Origin of the sequence: Fictibacillus tiangongensis (genome assembly GCF_048083785.1) — a bacterium.
In the GTDB taxonomy this organism is placed as follows: Bacteria; Bacillota; Bacilli; order Bacillales; family Fictibacillaceae; genus Fictibacillus.
Genome location: NZ_CP182294.1, coordinates 3,689,507 through 3,715,051, shown reverse-complemented (window position 1 = coordinate 3,715,051; position 25,545 = coordinate 3,689,507). Strand labels below are relative to the sequence as shown.

Below are 25,545 nucleotides of genomic sequence, written 5' to 3'. Positions count from 1 at the left end.
CTATACAGAAGGAGAACACAAACATGCAAATAAAATGGATCACAACTACCTACCAAGGTGATACAAAGAAAACCGTTGAAGACAGCCGAGATTTCTCCAAAGATACTGGCGTTGAAATGAAAGTCGTCAATCTTTATCCAGATAGAGAATATCAAACGTTTGATGGATTTGGCGGTGCGATTACAGAAGCGTCCGGTCATACTTTTTCTCTAATGAGTGACGAAAACAAAAAGAAAGTTCTAGATGCTTATTTCAGCACTGAAGGAAATCGTTATAACCTTGTCCGCACGCATATCGATAGCTGTGATTTTTCAGTAGGTCAGTATGAAGCGATGAGCGACCCATCTGATACGGAATTTAACACATTCAGTCTAGAAAGAGACGAACAATATATCATTCCGATGTTAGAGGGAGCGGAGAAAACGGCAGGCAAGTCACTGAGTGTGATGATGTCGCCTTGGTCGCCGCCATCTTTTATGAAAACGAACGAGCAACGAGTTGAGGGTGGCTCACTTAAGCCTGAATATCGAGAGTTCTGGGGAAAATACATCGCTCATTACATCAAGGAATACCGCAAAAAAGGCTTTTTGGTCGACATGCTGACGATTCAAAATGAACCGAACGCGAGACAAACATGGGATTCTTGCCTATATACAGCACAACAAGAAAAAGAGTTCCTACGTGACTATCTCTATCCAGCGTTAAAAGAAAATGATTTGTTAGATGTGGATGTACTGATTTGGGATCACAACAAAGAAAGAATGTACGAACGCGCGTGTGACATTATCGATGAAGAAACGAATAAAATGGTCCAAGGTGTGGCGTTTCACTGGTATACGGGCGAGCATTTTGATGCGATCAGCCTTGTTCGTGAGAAGTTTCCAGATAAGAAGTTGATCTTTACAGAAGGCTGCGTAGAGTATAGCCGTTTTAGCGAGGCGGGTCAGCTTCAAAACGCACAGATGTACGCGTATGACATTATCGGGAACATCAATGCCGGCATGAATGCATTTATAGATTGGAACATCTTATTGAACAAAGAAGGCGGACCGAACCACGTGAACAATTTCTGTGACGCGCCAATCATGTGTGACACAGAAAACGATATTGTGCAGGAGAAGTTGTCGTACACATATATCGGTCACTTCAGCCGTTATATCGAACCAGGAGCAAAACGAATTGCATCAACGAAATATACAGACAAACTAGATGTGGTTAGTCTAAAAAATCCGAATGGTTCCCTTGTGGTTGTGCTGTTGAATCGTTCAACAGAAGACGTTCCAGTATCTCTTCGACTAGGTGGAAAAGTGAGTGATTTTGAAGTACTAGCAGGATCGATCGTGACAGGCGTCATTTCTTAATTGTTTCAATAGAAAGCTTCCTATATACTACTGGTAATGACATACGTACCCGTAAGGAGCTTAACGTGATTCTAAAAGATAATCGACTTCCTTTATATTATCAGCTGATGGATCTATTAATCGGCAAAATTAAATCCGGCCAGTTTGCTGAAGAAGATCAGCTGCCTTCCGAACGAGAGCTGTGCGAAACGTATCAAGTAAGCCGTACAACGGTAAGACAAACGATCCAAGAACTCGAAAAAGAAGGATATATTTATAAGCTTCATGGTAAAGGCACCTTTGTAGCCAAGAAAGTGCACAATCAGAGTCTAGTAAAAATTTATAGTTTTACAGAAGAGATGAAAAAGGTGGGGAAGACTCCTTCCATCCAGATCATTTCCTTTCAGAAGACGGTGTGTAGCAGTAAAATTGCCCGAATCATAAATCTGTCTGTTGAGGACGAAGTGTACATCTTTAAAAGATTAAGGCTTGCCGATCAAGATCCGATGTTGATCGAAACGTCATATCTACCCGTTAGTCGATTTAAGAACTTGAGTAGCAAAGACCTCGAGCATACGTCTATGTACGAATGGTTCCGAAATGAGTACGACATGAATATTTCAAAAGCATCGGAAAGCTTTAAAGCGATAAGTGTAATGAAAGACGAAGCCGAAATACTGAACATAGAAGAAGGAACACCATGTCTTCAATTAGAGCGCATCGCCTACGAACAATCAGAAATCATAGAATACACGGTTTCGGTTGCAAGAGGAGATAAGTTTACGTATACGGTGGAGTTGACTTAATACCTTGTGAAAGCCAGCATGTGGTACATGCTGGCTTTTTTATAATAGAAAGAGGGACCCAGTTAATATATCTGGGTGAAAGAAGTGATTACATAGTGATAAGTATTCTGAGATAGAGTAAAGTGGGACACTCGAGCCGAGATGGCTCGGGTGTTTTACTTATCTATAAGTAAAAAAATGGATATCAATTAATTGCATATAGTAAAAATTTACAAATATTGTTATAATTATATTTAACACATTGGTTTATGCAGGAGGTTTCTTTATGTATATTCGTACACAGTTAAAAGAAAAAATCACACAAGATGATGAGTGGATAGAGTGCCATGTACGAAACTGTATACATAAAGTTCTTAGACAAAGAAGAAATATTAAAACAATGGAAAATTTCCTATGCCCCGTTCACAATATCTACCTGTCTCCCACAACCTTTGATTACAAAGATTACATGATGAATCTGCTCTCAAAAGATTCCGAAGATATTCAACTTCTAGAAAAAATATTCAATAAGAAAATTGAAGATCGATTAGCTAAAATAATTCTAAAGAAGCTGTAACGTGGAATTTGTTTCGCTATCAAAGTAATTTATTGGAGGGGTATCTAGATTCCCTCGGCGTTCATAATGCGGAAAATCCTAACATCTATTACTGGTGTTACGATACGAAGTTTAATAAATTATATGATTCGCTAGTAAAAGCAAGCAATACATTTGGAGAAAAATTAACTAGAGGACGCGAACCTGATATTTTAATAGAAACAGATGAAGCGATTATCTTATTAGTTTGTAAAACCGAGTCAGGAAATAGTACTACAACTTCCCAAACAGACATGGAGAAGTTTTATACGGAGGCAGACAATTGGTTTTTTACTCGTGTGTTTAATGCAGGTTTCTACACGATTGCTATAAAAGGTAAAAAGTATGAATTATTACGGTATTGGCTACTTGGTCTTTGGGTGGCAAAACAAAAGAAAAAAGAATTGTATTTATTTAATCTTGTTCTTGAAGAAAAAGAGCGGCATATTGAACATGAATTTGGAAAATATTTAATACCTGGAAATGGGACATTCAAACGCACAACTTGGGAGAAAATGTACCACTTTATCAAGAAATCATCATCTCCAAATCGCAACATAGCCCTAGACTATCTTGAAAACCAAACACTTGGTTATACTTCCTCTGGGAGAATGAAAGTAGGATACAGATTTTAGAAAAATTTTATTGCAACAAGAGCTAAGTACATGACATTTATATCTTAAAATGCAGCTCCCACCCTATAACTACTCAATGATAATAAACAGGGGGTGGAAGACTGATGTCTAGACCCTGGACTCATTATCAAGAATATTTACTTAACATAATTCCTAAATACCGTAAAAAATGCTCTGCCTGGACATCCTAGGTAGGGCTTTTGTTTTTTAATGTACGAAGGACTAATTAACATATTAAATAATGTAATCTAGAAAAGAAGAATATATTTCGTTAAAACTGAGTGTAAAGATTTTCTCGGTTAATTAATTTTGTCTTATTCATAAATAAAGAACTTAATAAGTATAATTTACTGCCGCAGATCTAATAGGAACTGTGCAACTGCTATACGGATATGTGAATGGAAGAGGAAACTACGAGCTTCTTTGCATCTTTTTAATAATATATATTGGAATAATTACCATTTATTGAAACTTAATATTCCCCTGCATCGTCTTACCATTAGAACGACAAGGAGGTCGTGTGATTTGGAGAAAGATAATTTGAGTGCAACATTCATCCAGAACGCACCCAATCGAGAGGATGCATTCAATCAATTAATGGATATGTATGGTGAAGAGATAAAACGATTAATTTTTTCCTTTGTGAGGAATTGGCCTCAAGCAGAGGATCTAACACAAGACGTATTTGTAACACTGTATACTAAGCTAGAGACATTTCGTGGAGATTCTAACATACGAAGTTGGATTTATTCGATTGCTATAAATAGAACAAAAGATTATTTGAAAAGCTGGCACTTTCGAAAGATGCAAGTGACAGATAAATTTAAGAGTGAATCCACGACTGAAAAGAATGCTGTAGAATTACATGTTATTTCAAATTCGGAAGACCGCATTCTATATGAATCACTTTTACAATTACCTATAAAATACCGCGAAGTCATTCTAATCCACTATTATAAAGGGTTTTCAATTAGAGAAACGAGTACGTTCCTTTCCTTAAAAGAAGCTACCGTTAAAACAAGATTGAGTCGTGCTAGGAAATTACTTCACGAACAATTCATTAAGCTTGGAGGTGAAAGATGATGGAAGAACGATTAAAAAAGCTCTCAACCACTATGGATCCAGTGATTTCAAAAGGGCAGGTTTTTACAGACAAAGATAAACAGCTAATTCTTACACGTATAAGAAAATTATCAGTTCCAAAAGTTCGGTCCAAAAGACATCGTACCCTTCTGCCAAGATTACTAACAGCAGCTCTCTTTTCAGGCATCATCTTCTCAACTTATGTTTACTTTGACAAAGAACCTGTACAGTATTCACAGCCGATTGTTGAAACGAAACAGGAGGAACCGCCAGTCCGTATCCCAAATGTCTCTGGTGAAGGCAGCTCGGCTGAATATACATCTAATATAGATGAAAAGAAATTAACGATTTCTTTGCGTATAACTAACAATTCAGATAGCACGATAACGAATCGTTTGAAATACCGTATAACATTTTTAAATAGTGAAGTAGTTAAAGCAACAGGAACAGAATCTTTTACGATAGAACCTCCTAAGTATTCTTCATTTGAATCAGGTGATACGAAGAGTATAAGTAAGGAGTTTAATCTAACTCAAAATGTAGCGAGAGATTCTTTGGAAAAAGCAATTAAAGTAGAAACGATAAGTGATAGCAAAACACATCATTCGTTTGTGATTGATACGATTAAGTATGAAGCATATCAAGATATAGGAGTTGTACCTCAACAAGAAGAAGTGGAAAAAGAAGAAGAAGAAAAGAAAGAAGAACCTGTACCAATTACTATATCAGAAGGCGAAGCCAAACAGCTATTAAATCGTAATTTAGCGGATATAAAACAGACCTTGCTAGAATCTGAGAAAGAGAACAATTGGCATTCTGATAATCCTGCTACATTTGAAGTGGCGGGTCCCGACTTTGAACCTTACGTAACGGATAATTTTTCCAATAATGTATTAAAAACGTTCCTGCCTGAATACTTTTGTGAATGTGATAGTGGGATGCTTCCAAGAATTCATCAAGAGGTACGCTTTAATGTGAACGTTATTACAGAAGACACAATCGAGCTCTCTGGAATTGTGCCAGCATCAGATATGACTGAGATCGGGTCACAATGGAGATTTAAGTTAGTTAAAGAAAATAATGTGTGGAAGTTGGATCAATGGAATGAGTCAAAACTCAAACAGGCAAACCTTAATTTAACAAAAGAAGAAGCTGGCCAACTACTTTCAACCAATACAAATACTGTAACATTCCTAAAAGAAACACAAGTAAATGGAACAAAAGTGTATGTCTTTTCAGTTAAAGATGAGTACGGTGAAAATATGTTCGGTATAAATGCTAGAAATACATCGTTTGTCTATAATTATGAATGAAAAAGGGAACTAGATCGGATGAACACAATCTTAAATAATATTGGTAGGTGTTAAACTCACTTAATCTGGGAGAGCAGGTCCTTCAAATGGGATCAGAGACCGGGATGCACTGATATTGTTACTCTGAAATTTTTTAAACCCACTGATTTTCAGTGGGTTATTTTTTTGATAAAAAGATTTTTTGAGGTTTATATTAAGTTTAAAAGTAATCTTAAAATGAAAATTTTGGGAAAATCAAATAAACTCTCTTAATAGAATAAAATTTATCGTGAAACAAAGATAAACTGCGTATAATCGGAAGTTGCGTGCGCGAACGCGTAATAAAACAACACGTACGGTAAAAAATTTAGATTGCATAAAGTATCTCTTTCCGTTTTCGTGTTAAGACTGATTAGTAGGTTAGTAACTTCAATATAGTCTGGAGCGCTGATATGGAAGAGGAAGGAAACTTTTTTGCTGGATTGATGTGGGGAACAGTGTTTAGTGTACCTCTTTGGATCTCCATATTGGGTTGGATGAAGTTTATTTGGCCGTGATACCGTTTCGCTCTAAAAGGAGTGTACTATGAAGAGATATGTTTTAGGCCTATTCGTTCTTGTTTGGATAGGGTTAATTTATTATTTTACGGCATCGCCGAACTTTACTAGTGGACAAACAGGAACGTTTATACAAGAATCAGGTTTTTTTAATCAAAATATTGAGCTAGCAAATAGTCTGCTCAGAAAAGCAGCCCATGTGATATTGTTTGGAAGCTTTGCTGTCGTTTTATATGTATTCCTAAAAAAGCTCGTTTCATCACTTTTTGCTTACGTATTAGCCTGGGAACTTGCAAGTCTTGCTGGGATGCTTGATGAATTTCATCAACAATTTGTACCGAATAGAGGGAGCTCAATAAACGATATGATGTTGGATTCGTTTGGAGCGTTTCTATTTGTAACTTTTTATGTGTTATCCAACAAGGGGAAAACAAGAAAAAAGGGTAGTGTTAAAGCGGCGAAAATAATTGAATAGTCCTAAAGAACTAGTTTCATTGAGCAAATAAATGCTGACGTCCCTACAAGGGGCTTTTTTTATGTATTTCTAAATTTTGGTTGTATAAGTAATAAGTAATCCATTACAATGAAATAGGGAAATTATAGGGGGTGCAACAAATGAAAAAGATTATGCCAATCATACTCGCTACAGGTTTGGTTCTTGGTGTTTCCTCGTTTCCAACAGAAGCGGCTACACCAAAGGTAAAAAAGTTTAAAAATTGTACGGAGCTAAACAAGGTATACAAAGGCGGAGTATCTCGTGCTGCCAGTGTCAAGAACAAAGGCGGAAAAACAAAGTACAAGCCGTATGTATCAAAAGCTCTTTATGATGCAAATAAAAAAAGCGATCGTGATAAAGATTTAATCGCGTGTGAGAGGTAGTTTAATAGAGTCCCTTAATATAGGGGCTCTTTTACTTTTATACATTCTTATTGCAGCGGGCTTTATGAAAGTAGCAGGGAAAAAATATTAAGAAACCGCAGATAACGGGGTTTTTAATTTTATGTTCTAGTATAATGAGAAAAGATTCTTATTATACCATTTATTGGAAATATTTTATGAAATGAAATTAAATACTGGCAGTCATCACAACATTAGCATTTACATATAGACGTCTATTTTATGGTGTCGATTTTACGGATGAAGCTTTTTATTCAGGCATGCCTCAGTAAAATTCAGTTGTTAGGCCTTGGAATCGTGGGATAATATATAGCAAGAATTTATGATGAGAGTAAGAACCGTCCGATTTACATCGTAAAGGATACGGTGAATGTGGATGAGCCAGTTAGAAAAGTGGTTCATTATTAAATATAGAACAGAAGTACATGATCAACTGGACAAGCTTTTGAAGAGCTTGTCTTTTTTTATCTTTTATAAGAAGACATGTGTTTTGTTTCTTCAAACCTTCGCTTATGTGATAGTTAGGGAGTTTGCTAGTTTATCCGTTATATATAAGTTACATGTTTTTCATTTTTTCTGGATAGCTTATAAACAAGGATAAAACCAGGAAGGCACCAATTAAACAATGTTGGATGTTATTAATAAAATTCTGATTGTCCCATTTAACCTGGAAGTTAATGTGAATAAATAATTGATTCTACCGATATATATTCTGCAATAAGTAATTAGAATCAGTTAGGGAGTGTAAGAAGATGTCAGTAAGATTTTGTACAGGCTGTGGAAAAGAGAAGGACTCAGCAGCCAAATTTTGTGGGGAATGTGGGAAACTTTTTACTGGAGGAGAACTGGAAGCAGCAGCTGCGGCGACAGAGAGCTTTTCAGTAGCAAGTGAAAGTATAATTCGTAAGCGGTCAACAATCCCTAATATTATTGTGAATATCTTAATCACAATTCTGTTGTTTATGTCTCAAGCGGTTATTGAAAGACAATTGGAGTGGGGTGGTGGTGAATCTTATTTCTTCACGCTAATTATTATAATCTCAGGTTTACAAGTTCTAGGGTTTTTCCTGCATAAAAGACGTTATAGTTTTTCTGCACTATTACCTATTATCGTGAGTGGCCTTTTCTCTATTGCTAGTTTACTCATGTACAAATCATATACAGAATGGCTTGAATACCAAGGTTATCAAACTCAGAATATGGTTGGAGGAGATACGTCTATTATTCTCTTTTGTTTGTTTTTTTACATAACAATAATAGTATTAAACATTATTTTATTGTTTAGAAGAAATCAAGGGTGACCAAGATGTTTTGTGGAAACTGTGGATTGAAATTAACCTATCAAGCTAATTTTTGTGGAAACTGTGGTTTTAAAATTTCTCCAGCCCAAGTAGAAAGTAAAGGTAATTTATCAAAGAGTATTAAAAATGAAATATCGTCTCTTCCACTGGTGACATTAATTGGGGATACGGTAAAGGGGGCATCGGGTTTATCTCAGCTGCAAGACGATCTTAAAGAAAATCCAAAAGACCCTTTACTATGGCTTTGGTATTATGAAGGTTTTGTTACTTATAAAAAAATGAACCAGGGTGTAAATGTAGCTAGAATTATCTATAATCCAGTAGGTTTTGCTGTATCAAAGGGCATTTCTACAGGATTAAATGCTTTAGATGATGAATATGAGACGTTTGATCCTCAAAAATGTCTGAAGATGTCTTTAGCTTTGTCTATGAAAAAAATAAAGGACCGAACAGCAGAACCCATTCATAGTTTGATTGTAGGAAAAACACTTTTCTATATGGGAATCAATGAGGGAGACATAGACCTTAGGGATGCTCTTTATTTAAAGTCAATAAAGTATATAACCTTTGCCATACAGGCGGAGAAAAATGATAAACAAACAGCAGAATATTTCTTTTATCTTTCTCAAGTATACGGTATTGCCGGAAATACGAAGCTTCAATTTCGCTGTTTAAATATATCCAGAAAAATGGGCTTTATGCCATCGCTGGATTTATTGAAGAAACAGCTTAAGGATCGGGGAATGACAGATGAAGAAGTAAATAGTCTGACCCTTAAAGATCCACGGGAGCGTATTTTTCAATTTAGTCTTACTTTCAAACCTGATACAGCTAATCGGATTGAAAACTCTATTAAATTTGCGTTTACTGAACAAAGTAAAAAGTTTAAATCAACATCTTCACGCATAAAAAATTTGTTTTCTGAATAGGAGGAGTATGAATGGCTTTTGATTTTGATCCTTTTTCACATCTGGATATAAATCATGATCAGATTGTGGATGCTCAAGATCTGAAAATGTATGAATTAACGAATGGAAATGGCTTGGGTATTTTAGATTTGAACCATGATTTTTTGGCTGACAAATTTCAATCCGATCTTAACATGGACGGTCATAGCGATACATTTCAATCTGACCTTAACAATAATACGATAATTGATCAGTTTGAATTTAATCAAATGGGAACACTTTTTCATTATGATATTAATCATGATGATAAAATAGATGATATGGATAAAGCACTCGCTATAACTTTTCTCTCTAAATAACAAAAACGCCTGGTGTGAAGTGTTCACCAGGCGTTTCTGTTATTTAGATCTTACAACTGTCCCTGCCATCTTATCGTGCAATGTTTGATTTCTTTGTGAAAATAGTGCCATTAAGTACCCAAAACCAAGAGGAATTGCAGATACCCATGAAGCAAAATATCGACCAATAGCTGCGCCTAATGATATTCGGTTACCTTCTAAACCTGCTACTTTAATTCCCATTAATATCTTTCCAATAGTACCTTGGTAACTGGAACTCTCCATCCCGGCCTTATACACAAAACCAAGTAAAATTCCCCAAAATTGCATAGCGCCAGAAGGATCATAAGAATCCCAAAAGAATAACAATCCAAAAAAGAACATGAACACAAACGTAATAACAACATCAATGAGAGTTGCTAAAAACCTTTGACCAAATGTTGCGATTGAACCATCAATCTTCGTGTAGCCAGAAGAATGATGGTGATGCATTCGGTCATTCGACGCTGCAGTTTCTTGTTGTGCTTTTTGTGATAAAGAGTAGTTAAAACCGCATTTTGTACAGAATTTCAACTCAATTTCTCGTTTTGTACCGCACTGAGGACAGAAATGTGTTGGATTATTCTGAGTAACCAGTGATTGTCCACACTTTGTGCAAAATTTCGTTCCCGCAGCTACATGATGACTACAATTCGTGCATTGCAAAACATACACCCCTATTTTATTTAACATGCTAGTTATATCAGTTTTACAGGGGAAGGTTTAAAAAAGAGTCTTATGGAAAGTTCCATAAAACTCTTATTAGTTATTAGATTAACTTTTAGGCATTCACGATCAAACTATCAAGATTGATGTTAGTAGCTGTTTTCTTTGCCCCTGCATGTGCTTTTCCTGTCTACTCAATTTTCAAGGTTGTTCCATCAAGTGTTACTTTTGTGCATAACAAAGTCCTGTGAAAAAAATACTGATCATCCCAACTCGTGTAATCGGTGTTTTAACATAAGGACATGCAAAAATTCTTTTCTCTTCTAGAAGTGAGGATTTTTCTAATTTTAAGTATTCTCAACGTAAAGAAAATATTGTAAGATATGATAAGTTGTTATTTATTGGATAGTAAAAGAGGAGATTTATGTTGAACGGTTTTAAAATTTTGCCCAAATGCTTAAAAAAGGCAATTCGTTATATCTATCAAGATGCCCCTTATGAGAATCTATTAGAGATTCAAACGCTTGTAAATTCAGCTATAGAAAAAAGATTAAACGAGAGTAAAAAATAGAATAGTAAATGATGAAAAAAGAGGCTGGCCAACTAGGGCACCTCTTTTTTGTATTTTGTTACTATTTATCTATTACTCTGTTATACTAATTTTGTAAATAAATGTATAAGTTGGTGGATAATGAAAAAGTATTTAATTAGTTTGCTAGTCGTTACACTCGTGTTAAGCTCAATTTTTATCTCCAAACCAAAAGAAGCTTACGCGGCTGATCCGGTAGTATCTGTGTCTTTAAAGATGTACATACATAATGCTACCGCTCTATCCTTTTTGCCAAAGGGCACATATAAGGTAACTGAAAGTGGAAAGACATTGAGCTCCGGAAAGAAGTACACAATGAAAGTGGTTAAAGGAGAACTACACCTCTATTACGGAAGTACTCTTGTTTCGAAAGGCAAGACACTTACAGTAAAGCCTAATGTGGTTTCAAGTACGCATCTTATGACTCTTTATGGAAAAAAAACACTCTCTTACTTAGGGTCGATGAAGTTTACTGTTGAAGGTTCTAAGTATATTCGTCCAATCAATAGTCTTCCATTAGAAGAATATATTAAGGGCGTTGTTCCTGGTGAAATGAATTCTAGCTACCATCTACAAGCTCTAAAAGCGCAGGCAATTATTGCAAGGTCTTATGTGATGTATAAGTTGAATGCAAAAAAAGCTATAAACGACACACCAAATTATCAGCATTATACTGGTTACGATAAAGAAAATAATAAAACGGATAAAGCGATCATGGAGACAAAAGGGAAAGTCTTAACGTATCAAGGCAAGGTGGTTGAGGCGCTGTATAATGCTTCAAATGGCGGTTATACAGAAACGAATCAAGGAGCTTGGCCATTAGTAGGCGCTCCTAAGCTACCGTATTTTACGGCTAAGTCAGATACATACGATAGTAAAACAGTTTGGACTAAAACGTTTTCTAGGAAACAAATAACCTTAGTAGGGAAAAATTTAAAAAAGCCAGAATCTTGGTGGGGAAGTGTAGTTGAGAAAGATAAAGCTTTAGTAAGTATATTAAAAGAGAAACTGACAGCTTCAAATCAAACATCTAAAGTCGTTGAAATTACGTCGGTTGCGCTTCCTAAGGAGCGAACAGAAGGTAAGCGGTTGTTGCACGTTGGTTTTTATGTAACGTATTACATTAAAGATACATCCGGTAAGGTCTTGAAGAACGCTAATGGTGAGGCAAAGCTGTACGGAAAAAAAGTTACCATAACGGCAGACCAGTTTAGGAGTGCACTTGGGTTAACAAGCAAGTATGTAACTGGCTTAAGTAAAACATCAACACTCTTCAAAGTAACAGGCCTTGGTAATGGGCATGGAGTAGGATTAAGTCAGACCGGTGCCAATGCAAGAGCGAAGGCTGGATTGGGCTATCGTGAAATTCTAGCATTCTATTATCCTACTACAATTTTAATGAATGACAAAACGTCATCTATTCCTTCAGCTCTTCAGGTAACAGGAACGGTAAATTATGAAGGTGTTAACATTCGGAAATCAGCGACAACATCTTCCGTTTCGTTAGGGAAGGGTAAACTCGGACAAGCTGTAACGGTCCTTGGCAAGACAAAAGAATGGTACAGAATTAAGATAGGATCACTGACAGGATACATGCATGAAGAATATGTGACGGTGAAGCAGGAATTGGCTTATAAGAATGGCATTACACCCATTTCATCGGGTAGAATTCAATACTTAGGAAGTAATCTTGTGAAAGAAAAGAATACCGTATATGTTCCGCTTGTGGGCTTATCAAAGCGGTATGCCATGACTTCAAAAGTTTCAGGATCGACGATTTCCATTACATCTGGATCGCGAAAAGTAACTGCTTCTCTTGTTAATAACACAGCCACGGTTAATGGTGTTAAAAAGTCGTTAAGTGTTAGACCAAAAATGATATATAAAGCCGTATATGTGCCTGCATCATTTTTAAGTGAAACGGGATTAGCGTCCTATTATGAAGAAAAAGCTGAAGGCGTACTATGGATTAATAGATGAATCGAAAAAGTTGACTCAAAAGGTACACACTAGTGACCTTTAGTAGTCAGCTTTTTTTGTATATAAATTATGCAAATTAAAAAATAGTTCTTTTGTAATAGGAAAATAGTTCTCTATAGTATTATAAAATTTGGAAATTAGCCGATGAAAGAAGAGGAGAAAATGTTTTACATTATTTTTCATTAAGGGGATTGTATATGAAAAGAATCGGCTTATTATTTATGGCGGCTGTATTTTTATTGGGAAGCAGTTGGACTCTTGATAAAGTAAATGCTGCCGGTACTAAAAAAGAAGTTATAAATAAGCAGGAAACAAAACGAGTTATCGTAAAGCTGAAAAAACCTGCGGAAAAAACAAACTTAAAAGGAATAGAAGTACTAACAAATCAGGAAAGTAAAAAAGAACCTATCGTTACTATAGAAGTACCAGAGGGTAAAAAAGTAGACTCGTATATTAAAGAGTTAGAAAAAAGAGATGATGTGGAATTCGCAGAACCAGATCATATTATTAAACTAGATCATACGCCAAACGATACTTACTTCGATTATCAATGGCATCATGAAACGATTCAAACTGAGAGTGCATGGGACAAGTCGAAGGGTAGCTCAAGTGTTGTCGTTGCTGTAATTGACAATGGGATTGATTTAACTCACTCAGATTTAAAGAATAGGATTGTATCTCCTTATGATACGGTTTATGATTCATCAACTACGTTGACTGCAGGGGATCATGGAACACATGTTGCAGGAATTATCGGGAGTTCAATGGATAATTATCTTGGTACTGTAGGGGTAGCACCAAATACGTCTATCATGCCGATTGATGCTTTTTATGGGGAAAGTGCATATGCTTCAGATGTGATTGAAGGAATTTATTATGCAGTTAATAACGGGGCAGATGTGATTAATATGAGTTTAGGTAGCTCTAATTACAATTACTCCTATGACGCTGCCATTCAATATGCGCATGAAAATGGAGTAGTGATTGTAGCAGCAGCAGGAAACGACGGAACAAGTACAATGCATTATCCTGCTGCTTATGACAATGTAATTGCGGTGGGTTCAACAACTGAATCTGACTCACGGTCGTATTTCTCTAATTATGGATACTGGGTCGATATCATGGCGCCCGGTTCGTACATCTATTCAACACTGCCGTATTCTTCATACGGTTCCATGAGTGGCACATCTATGGCCTCACCGGTTGTTGCAGGTGTAGCAGCACTAATCTTAGCAAATGAGCCTAACCTTTCTAACTATGAAGTAGAACAGCGTTTGTATGATACAGCAGATTATTTAGGATCCTCTTATTATTATGGAAACGGCAGAGTGAATGCTAGAAGAGCACTGGGTATTGCAGACAAAATTACTTCACCGACTGTTTACTCTGTATATGATTATGATACATCTGTAACAGGATATACAAGTGGATATGACTATTACGACATTGAAGTAACAGACGGTAAAAAAGTACTTGGAAAAGTCAATGACAATGGTTATTTTTCAGTAACCATACCTAAGCAAAAAGCGGGAACAAAGCTTTACGTAACAGCTAAGTCAAACGGAAATTCTAGCGACGCTGTAGAAATAACGGTTCAAGACGGCACAGCTCCAACAAATCCAAAAGTTAACGAGATCTCAGATCAGCATAAAGCCATCTCAGGAACAGCAGAAGCAGGGGTTACGGTTTATGCAATGATTGGTAACAGTACCTATTCCGCAACAGCAAATAGCATAGGAGCCTTTTCAATTACCATCCCTCTTCAAAAAGCAGGGACAACTGTTTATGTATGGGCAAAGGATTCGGCTGGGTATTATAGCAACACCAGTACTTATACGGTAAAGGACAAAACTGGGCCAGCAGCACCAGCTGTTAATAACCTTACTGAGAAATCAACAACGGTAACAGGGAAAACAGAAGCCGGGGCTAAGGTTTCTGTTAAGATCGGTACAAATACTTATACGGCCAATGCATCGAGTTCAGGATCGTTTTCTGTAACTATTCCGTTACAAAAACCTGGTACAGCAGTTGAAGTTTGGGCGACAGACAAAGCTGGCAATAAAGGTGTAATAAAAAAGGTTATAGTAAAAGACACAACACCACCACCAGCACCATCAGTGGGCGAGATTTCTGATAAATCAACGCAAGTGTCTGGTACTTCAGAAAAAGGTTCTACGGTTACAGTGAAATTCGGTATAAATACGTATATTACAGTAGCTGAAAACGGAAAATTTGCAGTTCCAATTTTCTTACAAAAAGCAGGGACTGTCTTTGAAATATGGGCTGTAGATGTTTATGGAAATAAAAGTACAATTACAAAAGTGATCACAAAGGATAAAACTGCCCCTAAATCACCAGTAGTAAATGCAGTTACTAGTAAATCTACGAGTGTAACGGGGACAAGTGAAGCAAATGCAACGGTTATCGTAAAGATTGGGACCAAAAGTTATACAGCAAAAGCAGCAACAAACGGGGCTTTTTCAGTGAAAATTCCTGTTCAGAAAGCAAATGTAACACTAACGGTAACTGCAACAGATGGTGCTAAAAATGTAAGTACTGCAGTTAAGATCATTGTGAAAAAATAGATAGGTATGTCTCCAGATAATATAGTAAAACAAAAGATAAAGTAGGAAATGTAAGTAGAATACTAAGTATTTCAAACAAAGACCTAGAGAGCTAATTATCTCTAGGTCTATTTTTAATGAGGAAGTAAAAAGTATAACATGCATAGAGGCTTTAACTTTTCTTTAAATACCCTTTTATATGCTTACATATTGTCCTGCTCTGACAGAATAAACAAACTGAAATATACCTTTTGTAAAAGAACGTAAAGGTTAAGCTTTATTATTGTAAATAACATCATTAATTCACTTTTATCTAGTACGATGAATAAATATATTTAATTTTGTCATTGAACTAATTAAAAGAGGTAGAATCTATGAAGTTTATTTATAAATACATAAAAGAACATCACTTTGAGTTAAGCGTGGGATTTTGTTTTATTTTGCCGCCAATAGGTTTATTATTAATGCTGCTCATAGGTTGGTATTCTTTACATCGAGTATGGAAAGAAGGGCAACCCTTATCATTTACGCCAAGTCTATTTTTGTTTGGAAGTTTGTTCATCTCGACAATTGGGTCATGTATCCTTATGGAAAACTACTCGTTTCTCCTAATATCAGCACTAATTCTTGCTTACATAGGAATATATATAAAAATGAAAACGGACGGGATACAGAAATTTTTCACTTCGTTTAAATGGTTGACAGTAGCAGGTGGACTCTTTTTTTATTGCCTATATCCGTTCCAACAAGAGCTTATGGCTCAACCAGTCTTAAGTTATCTAACGGGAACAGCATTAATTGGTTCAACTCATATTCAGGAGTATGAGAGATTAATTGGATCGGCATATAATCCGAATTTTTCAGTTGCATTATTATTGTTTGGGTTAGCTTTCCTACTTGCTGAATGCTTGAAATCGATACGAAAGTCCAACTGGATTAAATTGGTGTTTTTTGTCATGTTAGTCGGTCCATTTTTGCATGCCATTCTCCTAACGAGATCAAGAGCAGGTTTTTGTATCTCAATTGTCATTTTAATTCTTTTTACATTTAGGTGGAACAAACTGATAGCTTTCGTACTCATTGCTGTTCTTGCTTTGAATCATAGAATTATAGGTACTTTGATGCCTCGATATCATGATTTACTACAATCTGCAGATGTTAGAAAAGAAATCTGGATACATTCCTTTAAACTCTGGCAAAGTCACTCTTTATTCGGTACAACGCCAATCGGGTTTTATAAAGAATATTTTTATTATTATCATGAAAAAGTACCGCATGCCCATAACGTAATTCTTAGCATGTTTTCAGAGTATGGCTCACTAGGAGGAATCGCATTTCTCATCGTTATACTTATCAATGTTTATAAGGTAACGTGGCTTTATTTTTCCAAAAAAACAATAAGAAGTATCTTGATGTTTATCTTCTGTCTTTACCTGTGATGCTTTTGTCGGGTTTTGTGGATCATGTTTTGTATTCACCCCAGGTCGCGATAATGTCTATTATTTTAATTGCTTCTTGGGACAAATACACGGCTAGACTATATCACATTAATCCAACTATATGGGTTTACTCAGGAAAACTGATGTGGCGATATTCATGGAAAACTTCAAGAACTCCAAAAAACTAAACCCCTTCACAAAACGAAGGGGTCCATTTTTACTTTTTTTCCAGCTTCACATCATGTTTCTTTGCTAGCTTTTCCACATCATTCGTGTAATCTCTCATCATTTTACGAGCAGTATTTAGTTTTTCGTTTGCCTCATTAATCATTGTGCTGTCTTGGTTTTCAATCGCAGATACGATCAGCAAGAACGCACTTGCTTGTATATTCGCGGCCTCAATAAAATTCTCATGTAGTTTGCGCAGTTCATCCGTATCAATTTCCACAGCCTCTAGTTCTTTAATAAACTCGTTGTATGAAGGTATGATCTCCACCTTCAGCGCATCATAGAGCGTTTGGTCATCTGTATAATTGGAACCTGTCACATTTTCATATTTCTCAATAATAGTTGACTCTTCTTTGCCAATAGCAGGCATTTCCTCGTTTACATAGTTCAGTAAATCATCCTGTATGGGATCGCCACATCCCGATAGGATGCAAATCAAAAAAAGAACACTCGCTAACACGTATTTTCTCATTAGCCACCTCCCTCAATCACTGTATTCAACGCGAAAATTGTCCTATTACCTAATTTTGGATTCAAAGGGAGACATGATATCCAATTACTTCATGCGTTGAAAAGTTCTTTAGAAATAGTAAAATGGATATATTTTCAACCAATTGGTTCTTTTGACTTAAGAGTAAATTAGCCATTAAGTGTATGCTCAGAGAGTTGTGTTTTTAACAAAAATACATATTTTTACATAAAATTAGGTTTCATAACTGTCGAAAAATGGTAAATAAGACAATGTGAAGAAATTGGAAGATATATATAGAAGGAGTGGTCAGTTTGTTAAAAGCTAAGTCTAAATCTAAGTTCGTTGTTGTGGCAGGACTATCTGCTGTCCTCATGCTAAGTGGATGTGGAGATAGCGAGAAAGCATCAGGAGATAAGGAAGAGAAAGAAGTAAAGGTTGAAGAGAAAGCAAAAGCTGCTGACGAACCTAAAAAAGAAGAGAAAAAAGAGGGAAAAAAGGAAGAGCAAGCTACCAGTGATTCTGGCGAAGTGTTGAATCCATACATAGAAGAAGATACAGGTGGAAGTGCTGAAGTTCTGTATACAAATAGCAACCCTGGCTACGTGAATGAAGGTAGCGGCTTTAAAGTAACGATCGATGAGTACCAGCTTGTAAAAGTGACGGGTATGAATGAGTCAACAGCTAGCCGTTTTGATAATTCACCGAACGGTTATATCCTCACGGCACGTATGTCCGTTGATAACCAATCTGGAAAAGATGTTTATTTTAACGGAACAACGAATATTCGTTTAACTGATAACCTTACGTATATTCCGTCAAACACAAGGAATTTTATTGAAGAAGGAAAAGGACTGCGTCCGAAAACTTATTCTGAAGGAATCGACGGAAATAACAATATGTATAAAGCGGGTGAGAAGACGTCTGGTCTGATCACGTTCATGATCACAGAAACTGACTATCAAACGATGACGAGCGTAAAACCAAAGTTCGTTATTGAAGCAAGTGCTGCACCTAACAAAGATTTCAGCGGTATGCAAGATTTCATGCAAGAGAAGATCTTTGATTTTGCGTATAGCGGCGAACAAGCGAAAGCATCCGCAAGCGAGCAAAAGTTCTATCCAGACTTGATGTCAGCTAACAACCTTGCGGATAAGAAGATGATCTTCGAGAAAACAGGCATCGGACAAAAGCAAACAGTCGGTGACATGGAAGTGACGTTAGAAGGCGTTCAGTACACAGAAGTCATCCCAACAGCGGGTAACGAATCACGTTTTGAAGATGCAGAATTGGTCGCGTTAACGGTTAAAACGATGATCAAAAACAACGGTAAAAAAGAGATCGACATCTACAATGTACCTGGAAAAGTAACCATCGATAAAGACCGTGGATCAGCATTAAGCAATGCGTTCGCAGAGCCACGCGATCCGAAAAGTGTGAAGCCAGGCGAAGAAAAAGAAAAGTACACCGTATTCTTATTCCGTAAAGACGAATTCCAATTGTTCAAGTCGTTTGATTTAGAGGTTGGCCCGTTCTTTGGTGACGGAAAGTACCTGTTTGGCGAGAAAAAAGCGAAGTTTACGTTACCGAGATAACGGATTTGAGGGCACTCCTGGGTTTGGGAGTGCTTTTTTGTGGTGATTTTGAAGCTAGTCGGTGAAAGAATGTGTTTTGTAGATAGCTGTGTGGGCTTTACGGGTGGTCAGGTGTCATTCTTAGGTGCTACAAGATGTTTACCGGTGGTCAGGAGTGATTTCTAGGTGTTTAAGGGATGGTTAGCGGTGAAAACATCACTTTTACCGGTGAACGTGTAACAGATTATAAAAACACGTACCGTGAAACTATCCAAAATCAGAAACGTTTCAAGGACTAGCGATAGGGCCATAATTGTTTTAAGATAGCTGTAGAAGATAAGAGGCTATTTTTTAGGAGGAACCATGCTACAAAAATTCGGTTTTTCACAATACGAAAGTCAGGTGTTCGAGGTTCTTGCATCAAGCGAGGAACCGATGGATGCGACGAATATCGTTAAATACTCGGGTGTCCCGAAATCCAAGATATATGAAGTGCTATCGCGCATGATTGAAAAAGGCATGGTGCTGGATTCGGTGTCAGAGAAGAAGAAGCTGTATACCGCGTTGCCGCTATCAATTGTGATCGAGAAGCTGACTACAGAATTTCAGGAAAACGTGGAGAAGCTTAAGAATAATAAGTCTAAGCGGAAATTTTATGATGAACACGTTTGGAGTCTAAAGGTTGATTCGTCCATTCGAGCGCAAACGAAGCAGCTTTTGCAAACGGCTGAAAATTCAATCCGTGTTTCTGGCTGGCAAGACGATATTCAAGAGATTCTACCTATTCTGCAAGATAAAGAAAAGCAGGGTGTGGATGTGGAAGTGCTTGTTGTGGGTGAGCTGGAGTCCACGCTTTCTCATGTGCACACTTTGATACCAGCGCAGGAACATCACTCGCTGGAGCGGTTTCGCCTCGTTGTTGTCGATGAGACAGAAGTCATCTTTGCAGGAATGGAGAGTCAGAGCTGGCAAGCATTAAAGACCAAATCTCGTCCATTCATCAAGGTTTTCATTGAATTCTTTTATCATGATGTGGCATTGGCTAAGATTACAGAGAAGCATTCCGAACTGATGATGAATGATGAAGAGATTAAGAGTGTATTGATGAAGTTGAGATACTGAAAAGCAATGGATATCTCGAGCCAAATAAAAGCCACATCCCCTAAGTTAGAAGGTGTCTAACAAGGGGGTGTGGCTATTTATTTCGTATTCTTTTCTTTTAAGAATGGAGCAATTTATTTGATAACAGTGATTGAATCTACATTTATTTCCGTAGAAGTTTTCCGGGCCATAGGATCTGTTTGGCCAGTCCATTCAATGGTTAATACATGTTTTCCTGCAGGCAATCCCTTTTTATCAAAGATAATCTCTTTGTACTTAGGGTTAGCGGCGTACAAACTATGTGTTGTTGATTTACCATCTAATGTTACTTTTACAATTCCTTGTTTGTGGTTTTTAATAGCTTTGTAAGAGACTCCTGTACCATTAAAAACAATATTTACAGTGGATTTAGTTTGGTTAGTACTTGTGTATGAACTTGCTGACGCACTTCCATCTGATATATTATTCCATGCTCCGTTATATCCAAAATATTGACTTTTGTTTTCATACGTCCCAGCCCCAATGCCTTCGGTAACAGCAAGAGTATATTTTCCAGTTCCTTTATACGAATAGGCATTTAAATAATATGTGCCAGTCTTAGGGGCTGTAAAAGTAATTGTTTCATTGGATGAGTTTGCAATTTCTGAGCTTGCTACAATACCATCGCTCGATTCTACAGTTTTTGCCGTCTCGTTATACAAATACAAATCAAAGTCTGTACCTGCATCACCTTTAAGTGTGGTCTTTAACTTTTCTCCTTTTAATAGTCTGATAGAATACACATCATTCATGTCCTTGTTAGAATCAAGTGTGGATTGAATACTCACGCCTTTCCATGCAATACCAGGAATTTCAGAATCAGCCTCAAAATTTACGGCTTTCCCTGCGTTTACAAGTCCCCCAGTACTGACTTTTCCTGTTAGCGAAGAAAGCTTTGTTGTCGTCCTCATAATAGCATCCTTTATTTGCGCAGGATTATAAGAGGGGTTTACGCTTTTTACTAAAGCTGCTACTCCTGTAACGTGAGGGGTAGCCATAGACGTTCCATCAAGATATTCGTAAGCGGTAGAATAATCTTTTTCTATAATAGGGAACGTACTGAGGATACCTTCTCCTGGAGCAGCAACATCTACACTTCTGTTACCAAAGTTAGAAAAAGATGATAGATTTCCTTTGTTGTTAATTGCTGCTACAGAAAGAATATTGGGAAGATCATAAGCTGCTGGATACATTGGAGAGGAGTCAGTGTCCATTCCGTCATTTCCTGCTGCAGCAATAAAAAGAGTGCCTGAATTCTTAATAGCATCTTTTAAAGCCTGTCCGTTATCTTCTCCACCCCAAGAGTTATTTAAGATCTTAATTCCTTTCGCTTTTGCATATTCTATAGCAAGAATAGCATCTGATTCAGAACCTCCCCAAGGACCAAGGAACTTAAGGGGCATAATTTTAATGTTTGGTGCGACACCAATCACACCTAGATTATTTGCTTTTGCTGCTATTGTCCCCGCAACATGAGTTCCGTGAAAATCTTCTTCTCCTCGGATAAATAAATTATTATTCTTATCATAAAAATTCCATCCATTTATGTCATCAATGTATCCATTTTTATCATTGTCAATCCCATCATTAGGTACTTCTCCAGGATTTACCCAAATTTTATCTTTTAAGTCAGGATGATTAATATCAATTCCGGAATCTATCACGCCAATAACCAGAGAGGAGTCTCCTTTAGTTTTAGCCCAGGCTGCTTCTACATTAATATCAATCCCTTTTTTACCAACTTGCTCTAATATTTCTTGACCAGAATTCTTCAGTCCCCATAAATTTTTATATAGTGGATCTTTAATTGTTGAAGGTTGATATATGTAATTTGGTTCAGCGTATTCAATATCTGGAGATGCATTCAAGTCTCGTAAAACATCAGACATTTTTTTGTTTTTAGAAAATTTCAGGACATGTGTTCCTTGATTATTTAACACTTTTAAGTTTGATAAACCTAAAGTAGTGTTCATAGATCCAAGCTTTTTGATGGATGTATTATTTTTAAATTTTACAATTACCTCATTTGCTTTGTAACTTTTAGATTTGGTGTTAAAAAATTTAGTTAAGATTTCCTTTCAATTCTTACAATCTGTTCTTGCAACTTTTCTGATCCCTTTTTTTCAGTTTTATACACGTTCTCGGAAGTAGTGGCAAATGTTGTCGATGCACCAAACAGTAATCCTAAAGCACCACATATACTTATCAATTTCTTTGGAACACTCATTCTTTTAATTCCCCCAATTTTTTTATACTAGAGTTATTAATTCGATATGAAAAAAGAAAAAACCTCTAGTGTCCCAATTTTTGGATATAAATTTAATTCTACAAAAAACGCCATATGTGGGTTTTATTAACAATAAAAAGCCATCTAATCCACATTTTCTGAATTAGATGGCTAATTGTGCCTTTGAGACTATTTAGCTTTACTATTTTTTACTTTTCTTGTGTACTCACAACTTCTAAAGCCATCTCAATCATATCGTTGAAGGTTGTTTGGCGCTCTTCAGATGTTGTTTCTTCACCTGTGAAGATGTGGTCACTTACTGTTAAGATCGATAGTGCATTCACACCATATTTCGCTGCGATGGTGTAAAGTGCTGTTGTTTCCATTTCAACCGCTAGTACGCCGTTATCCGCAAGCTTTTTCACGATATCCATGCTGTCACGGTAGAACAGGTCAGCTGTTAACACGTTACCTGCTTTTATTTTCAAGCCTTTTGCTGTTCCAGCTTCATATGCTTTTCTTAAAAGATCGAAGTTCGCGCAAGGTGCGAAGTCGATGTTAGGAAACGTCAAGTGGTTCATGCGAGAATCTGTAGATGCTGTCATCGCAAGGATTACGTCACGCACTTTTACGTCTTGTTGGATCGCGCCACACGTACCTACGCGGATCAAGTTTTTCACTCCGTATTCACGGATTAACTCGTTCGTGTAGATTCCGATCGATGGAATCCCCATGCCTGTCCCTTGAACAGATACGCGTTTTCCTTTGTAAGTTCCTGTGAATCCAAGCATGCCGCGAACTTCATTGTAGCATTTTACGTCTTCTAAAAATGTTTCTGCAATATATTTTGCACGAAGCGGATCCCCAGGTAATAGGATGCTTTCTGCGATTTCACCTTGTTTAGCGCCGATATGAATACTCATTTGTTCACCATTACATCGTTACGATTGTAATGGTTTCACCTCCTCAGGAATTGATAACTTACCAAAAATTTCTCTACCTTCATCATGCCATAGTTTTCGCAACCTAGCTAATAGTATGTGCAGATTCTCGGGAGCGACGTGCTTTTTTTGTCATAGAAAGCACAGCGGTTCCAAGTGCTAAGATGATCAGCAGTCCGCCGACCGTTGCGTTATTTTCGACAGATGCGTTCTCAATCACGATTCCGCCGATCATGGACCCGAACGCGATACCGAAATGTAGCGCCGAGTTGTTCAGACTCTGCTGAATATCGGATGTTTCAGGTGATGACTCGATCAGATAGCTCTGCATCGCCGGCGTGATCGCCCAGCTGAGCATGCTCCAAATGACCATGACCACTAAAAATAACGGAAAAGCAAAAGTTGTATATGGAATCATAAAGATTGAGACCGCAAAAACAATAATAACGCCAATAATCGTAGGTTTTGTGCCGAATTTGTCAGCAAGCATACCACCGATTCCACCGCCAAAGACCGCAGCGACACCGAATATTAAGTATACGATGCTAACCCATGTTCCGTTAAGTCCAAGCGTCATTTTTAAAAACGGAGTCAGGTATCCGTACAACGTTAGGTGACCAGCTAAGAACAGGAACGACGTGATCTGAGCAAACAAGATACGTCTGTTTTTTAATGTGCGCAGCTGTTCTCTGATCGGAATCGCTGGTTTTGGAGCCAACGTATTCATGAAGAAATGTACCCCGAGAATGGATAAAACGGTAAGTGCTGTGATTAAGATGAATGGTGCGCGCCAGCCGAATGCATTTCCGAGCATTAAGCCGACTGGAATACCGAGTACGAGCGAAGCACTGATTCCCATAAACACAACACCGATCGCGCGAGCTCGATATTTTTCTTCCACGATGTTAGATGCCATCGTCACGCAGAGTACGACGAGCAACGAACCACTGACCGCGGATAAAATTCGGGCGATGAGCAGCATGGAATACGTCTGACTCACGATCACGAGTGCATTTCCTATTAGGAACACAAATAATGAGATAATGGTTAGACGTTTTCTCTCGATGTGAGCGGTCATCGTAAGCAGGATTGGTGCTGCGATGGCGAACACGAGCGAGAAGATCGTAATCAGAAAGCCCGCTTTACCGAGACTTACGCCAAGATCGTCAGCAATCAGGTCAAGGATGCCACCGATGATCAGTTCCACCATCCCAACCACGAACGAGACGATCGTTAACAAATAAACACGTTTGTTCATCATATTTATCTACCTTCTTTTATATAAAAGTTACCCCTGTAATGGTAACTTATTTTGAGTGTGGTGGCAATAACGAAAATGATATTAAAAATAGGGTTTGAGTCGGGAGAGGAGTTGGAATGGACAGTAAAAATAGGGAAGTGGACAGTAAATGTGTAAAAGTGGACAGTATTTCATTGAAATTGGACAGTAAAATACGAAAAGTGGACAGTATTTTCATGAAAGTCGACAGTAAGTGCTTGTAGAGATAGTGGTGCACCACGAAATTGCGTCTTCACCCGGGCTGATCATATGGTAGGCGTCTGCAATCTGTCGGATTCAAAGGTTAATCTGTCCAGTTAGTCCCACAATCTGTCCAGTTAGTCCCATAATCTGTCCATTTCAGCCGATTATCTGTCCAATTCAGGGAATGAGCATAAGGGCAGGGTGCTGAAAACTAAGAAGTCACAGTGGAATCGGTGGTAAGTTGACATTTTCAGGTGGTAACAGCGTAGTTATCGGTGGTCACGGAGCTATTTCAGGTGATTAGCAGCCATTTACCGGTGGTCACACCCCATTTACCAGTGAACGCGTAACAGATATAAAAACACGTACCGTAAAATATCCTCTCATCCCGCCGCAATCCAACTCACAGCCACAACTATCCCTACCAGCAGCAACCACATCAAATCCTCACAAAACCACCCACCACCACGAACAA

22 protein-coding genes and 1 pseudogene are annotated in these 25,545 nt (G+C 37.4%); 18 read left to right on the top strand and 5 right to left on the bottom strand.

The features are described from left to right. The first annotated feature begins 23 nt into the window (after nt 1–23). From ACNJYY_RS19535 to ACNJYY_RS19480, 12 genes and pseudogenes are all read left to right on the top strand, one after another. Nucleotides 24–1,361 (top strand): glycoside hydrolase family 30 protein, encoded by a 1,338-nt coding sequence (locus ACNJYY_RS19535; protein WP_416729769.1) that lies wholly within the window; start codon nt 24–26, stop codon nt 1,359–1,361. A 65-nt stretch (nt 1,362–1,426) separates the two neighbouring features. Further along, nucleotides 1,427–2,146 carry a GntR family transcriptional regulator gene (locus ACNJYY_RS19530; protein WP_416729768.1) on the top strand — a complete coding sequence of 240 codons (720 nt, stop codon included), beginning with the start codon at nt 1,427–1,429 and terminating at the stop codon, nt 2,144–2,146. Nucleotides 2,147–2,411: 265 nt separating this feature from the next. Further along, nucleotides 2,412–2,702 (top strand): hypothetical protein, encoded by a 291-nt coding sequence (locus tag ACNJYY_RS19525; RefSeq protein ID WP_416729767.1) that lies wholly within the window; start codon nt 2,412–2,414, stop codon nt 2,700–2,702. An 8-nt stretch (nt 2,703–2,710) separates the two neighbouring features. After that, nucleotides 2,711–3,355, top strand: coding sequence for a hypothetical protein (locus ACNJYY_RS19520; RefSeq protein WP_416729766.1), 645 nt, complete (start codon nt 2,711–2,713; stop codon nt 3,353–3,355). 525 nt (nt 3,356–3,880) lie between these two features. Continuing rightward, nucleotides 3,881–4,438, top strand: coding sequence for a sigma-70 family RNA polymerase sigma factor (locus ACNJYY_RS19515; protein ID WP_416729765.1), 558 nt, complete (start codon nt 3,881–3,883; stop codon nt 4,436–4,438). Then, the gene (locus ACNJYY_RS19510) at nt 4,435–5,751 is read left to right on the top strand and encodes a hypothetical protein (protein ID WP_416729764.1); all 1,317 of its coding nucleotides are present in this window, start codon (nt 4,435–4,437) and stop codon (nt 5,749–5,751) included. Before ACNJYY_RS19515 ends, ACNJYY_RS19510 begins: the two co-directional genes overlap by 4 nt. A 564-nt stretch (nt 5,752–6,315) precedes the next feature. Then, nucleotides 6,316–6,762 carry a VanZ family protein gene (locus ACNJYY_RS19505; protein ID WP_416729763.1) on the top strand — a complete coding sequence of 149 codons (447 nt, stop codon included), beginning with the start codon at nt 6,316–6,318 and terminating at the stop codon, nt 6,760–6,762. 140 nt (nt 6,763–6,902) lie between these two features. Continuing rightward, complete coding sequence (locus ACNJYY_RS19500; protein ID WP_416729762.1) at nt 6,903–7,166, top strand: excalibur calcium-binding domain-containing protein; 264 nt, start codon at nt 6,903–6,905, stop codon at nt 7,164–7,166. Between the two features lie 285 nt (nt 7,167–7,451). Continuing rightward, a pseudogene (locus ACNJYY_RS19495) lies at nt 7,452–7,592 on the top strand (glycosyltransferase); the annotation flags it as partial. Nucleotides 7,593–7,936: 344 nt separating this feature from the next. Beyond that, entirely contained in the window at nt 7,937–8,485 is a 549-nt protein-coding gene (locus tag ACNJYY_RS19490; RefSeq protein ID WP_416729761.1) for a hypothetical protein, read from the top strand. Further along, a complete protein-coding gene (locus tag ACNJYY_RS19485; protein WP_416729760.1) occupies nt 8,482–9,414 on the top strand; it encodes a zinc ribbon domain-containing protein in 933 nt (310 codons plus the stop codon). The genes ACNJYY_RS19490 and ACNJYY_RS19485 overlap by 4 nt, the downstream gene beginning before the upstream one ends. 11 nt (nt 9,415–9,425) lie before the next feature. Further along, nucleotides 9,426–9,752: a hypothetical protein gene (locus tag ACNJYY_RS19480; RefSeq protein ID WP_416729759.1), complete on the top strand. Its 327-nt coding sequence runs from the start codon at nt 9,426–9,428 to the stop codon at nt 9,750–9,752. A 39-nt stretch (nt 9,753–9,791) separates the two neighbouring features. Here ACNJYY_RS19480 and ACNJYY_RS19475 read toward each other — a convergent pair whose 3' ends face one another. After that, on the bottom strand, nt 9,792–10,463 hold the full coding sequence (locus ACNJYY_RS19475; protein ID WP_416729758.1) for an RDD family protein: 672 nt from the start codon (nt 10,461–10,463) through the stop codon (nt 9,792–9,794). A gap of 397 nt (nt 10,464–10,860) precedes the next feature. On the opposite strand from ACNJYY_RS19475, the gene ACNJYY_RS19470 reads away from it, so the two are divergent. The 4 genes from ACNJYY_RS19470 to ACNJYY_RS19455 all read left to right on the top strand — a co-directional run bounded on the left by ACNJYY_RS19470 (nt 10,861) and on the right by ACNJYY_RS19455 (nt 17,008). Further along, complete coding sequence (locus tag ACNJYY_RS19470) at nt 10,861–11,007, top strand: hypothetical protein (protein WP_416729757.1); 147 nt, start codon at nt 10,861–10,863, stop codon at nt 11,005–11,007. Nucleotides 11,008–11,127: 120 nt separating this feature from the next. Then, nucleotides 11,128–13,005, top strand: coding sequence for a SpoIID/LytB domain-containing protein (locus ACNJYY_RS19465; protein ID WP_416729756.1), 1,878 nt, complete (start codon nt 11,128–11,130; stop codon nt 13,003–13,005). 197 nt (nt 13,006–13,202) lie between these two features. Further along, complete coding sequence (locus ACNJYY_RS19460) at nt 13,203–15,590, top strand: Ig-like domain-containing protein (RefSeq protein ID WP_416729755.1); 2,388 nt, start codon at nt 13,203–13,205, stop codon at nt 15,588–15,590. 353 nt (nt 15,591–15,943) lie between these two features. Further along, nucleotides 15,944–17,008: an O-antigen ligase family protein gene (locus tag ACNJYY_RS19455; RefSeq protein WP_416729754.1), complete on the top strand. Its 1,065-nt coding sequence runs from the start codon at nt 15,944–15,946 to the stop codon at nt 17,006–17,008. 217 nt (nt 17,009–17,225) lie between these two features. On the opposite strand, the gene ACNJYY_RS19450 is transcribed toward ACNJYY_RS19455, so the two are convergent. Further along, a complete protein-coding gene (locus ACNJYY_RS19450) occupies nt 17,226–17,708 on the bottom strand; it encodes a hypothetical protein (RefSeq protein ID WP_416729753.1) in 483 nt (160 codons plus the stop codon). Between the two features lie 311 nt (nt 17,709–18,019). On the opposite strand from ACNJYY_RS19450, the gene ACNJYY_RS19445 reads away from it, so the two are divergent. Both ACNJYY_RS19445 and ACNJYY_RS19440 read left to right on the top strand, forming a co-directional pair. Continuing rightward, nucleotides 18,020–19,300: a DUF5068 domain-containing protein gene (locus ACNJYY_RS19445; RefSeq protein ID WP_416729752.1), complete on the top strand. Its 1,281-nt coding sequence runs from the start codon at nt 18,020–18,022 to the stop codon at nt 19,298–19,300. Between the two features lie 342 nt (nt 19,301–19,642). Continuing rightward, nucleotides 19,643–20,401, top strand: a complete 759-nt coding sequence (locus ACNJYY_RS19440) for a TrmB family transcriptional regulator (protein WP_416729751.1) — start codon at nt 19,643–19,645, stop codon at nt 20,399–20,401. A gap of 113 nt (nt 20,402–20,514) precedes the next feature. Here ACNJYY_RS19440 and ACNJYY_RS19435 read toward each other — a convergent pair whose 3' ends face one another. The 3 genes from ACNJYY_RS19435 to ACNJYY_RS19425 all read right to left on the bottom strand — a co-directional run bounded on the left by ACNJYY_RS19435 (nt 20,515) and on the right by ACNJYY_RS19425 (nt 24,845). After that, on the bottom strand, nt 20,515–22,491 hold the full coding sequence (locus tag ACNJYY_RS19435; protein WP_416731913.1) for a S8 family serine peptidase: 1,977 nt from the start codon (nt 22,489–22,491) through the stop codon (nt 20,515–20,517). Between the two features lie 364 nt (nt 22,492–22,855). Continuing rightward, the gene (gene deoD / locus ACNJYY_RS19430; protein ID WP_416729750.1) at nt 22,856–23,569 is read right to left on the bottom strand and encodes a purine-nucleoside phosphorylase; all 714 of its coding nucleotides are present in this window, start codon (nt 23,567–23,569) and stop codon (nt 22,856–22,858) included. A 103-nt stretch (nt 23,570–23,672) separates the two neighbouring features. Then, nucleotides 23,673–24,845 (bottom strand): MFS transporter, encoded by a 1,173-nt coding sequence (locus ACNJYY_RS19425; protein WP_205725149.1) that lies wholly within the window; start codon nt 24,843–24,845, stop codon nt 23,673–23,675. Nucleotides 24,846–25,545: the final 700 nt, after the last annotated feature.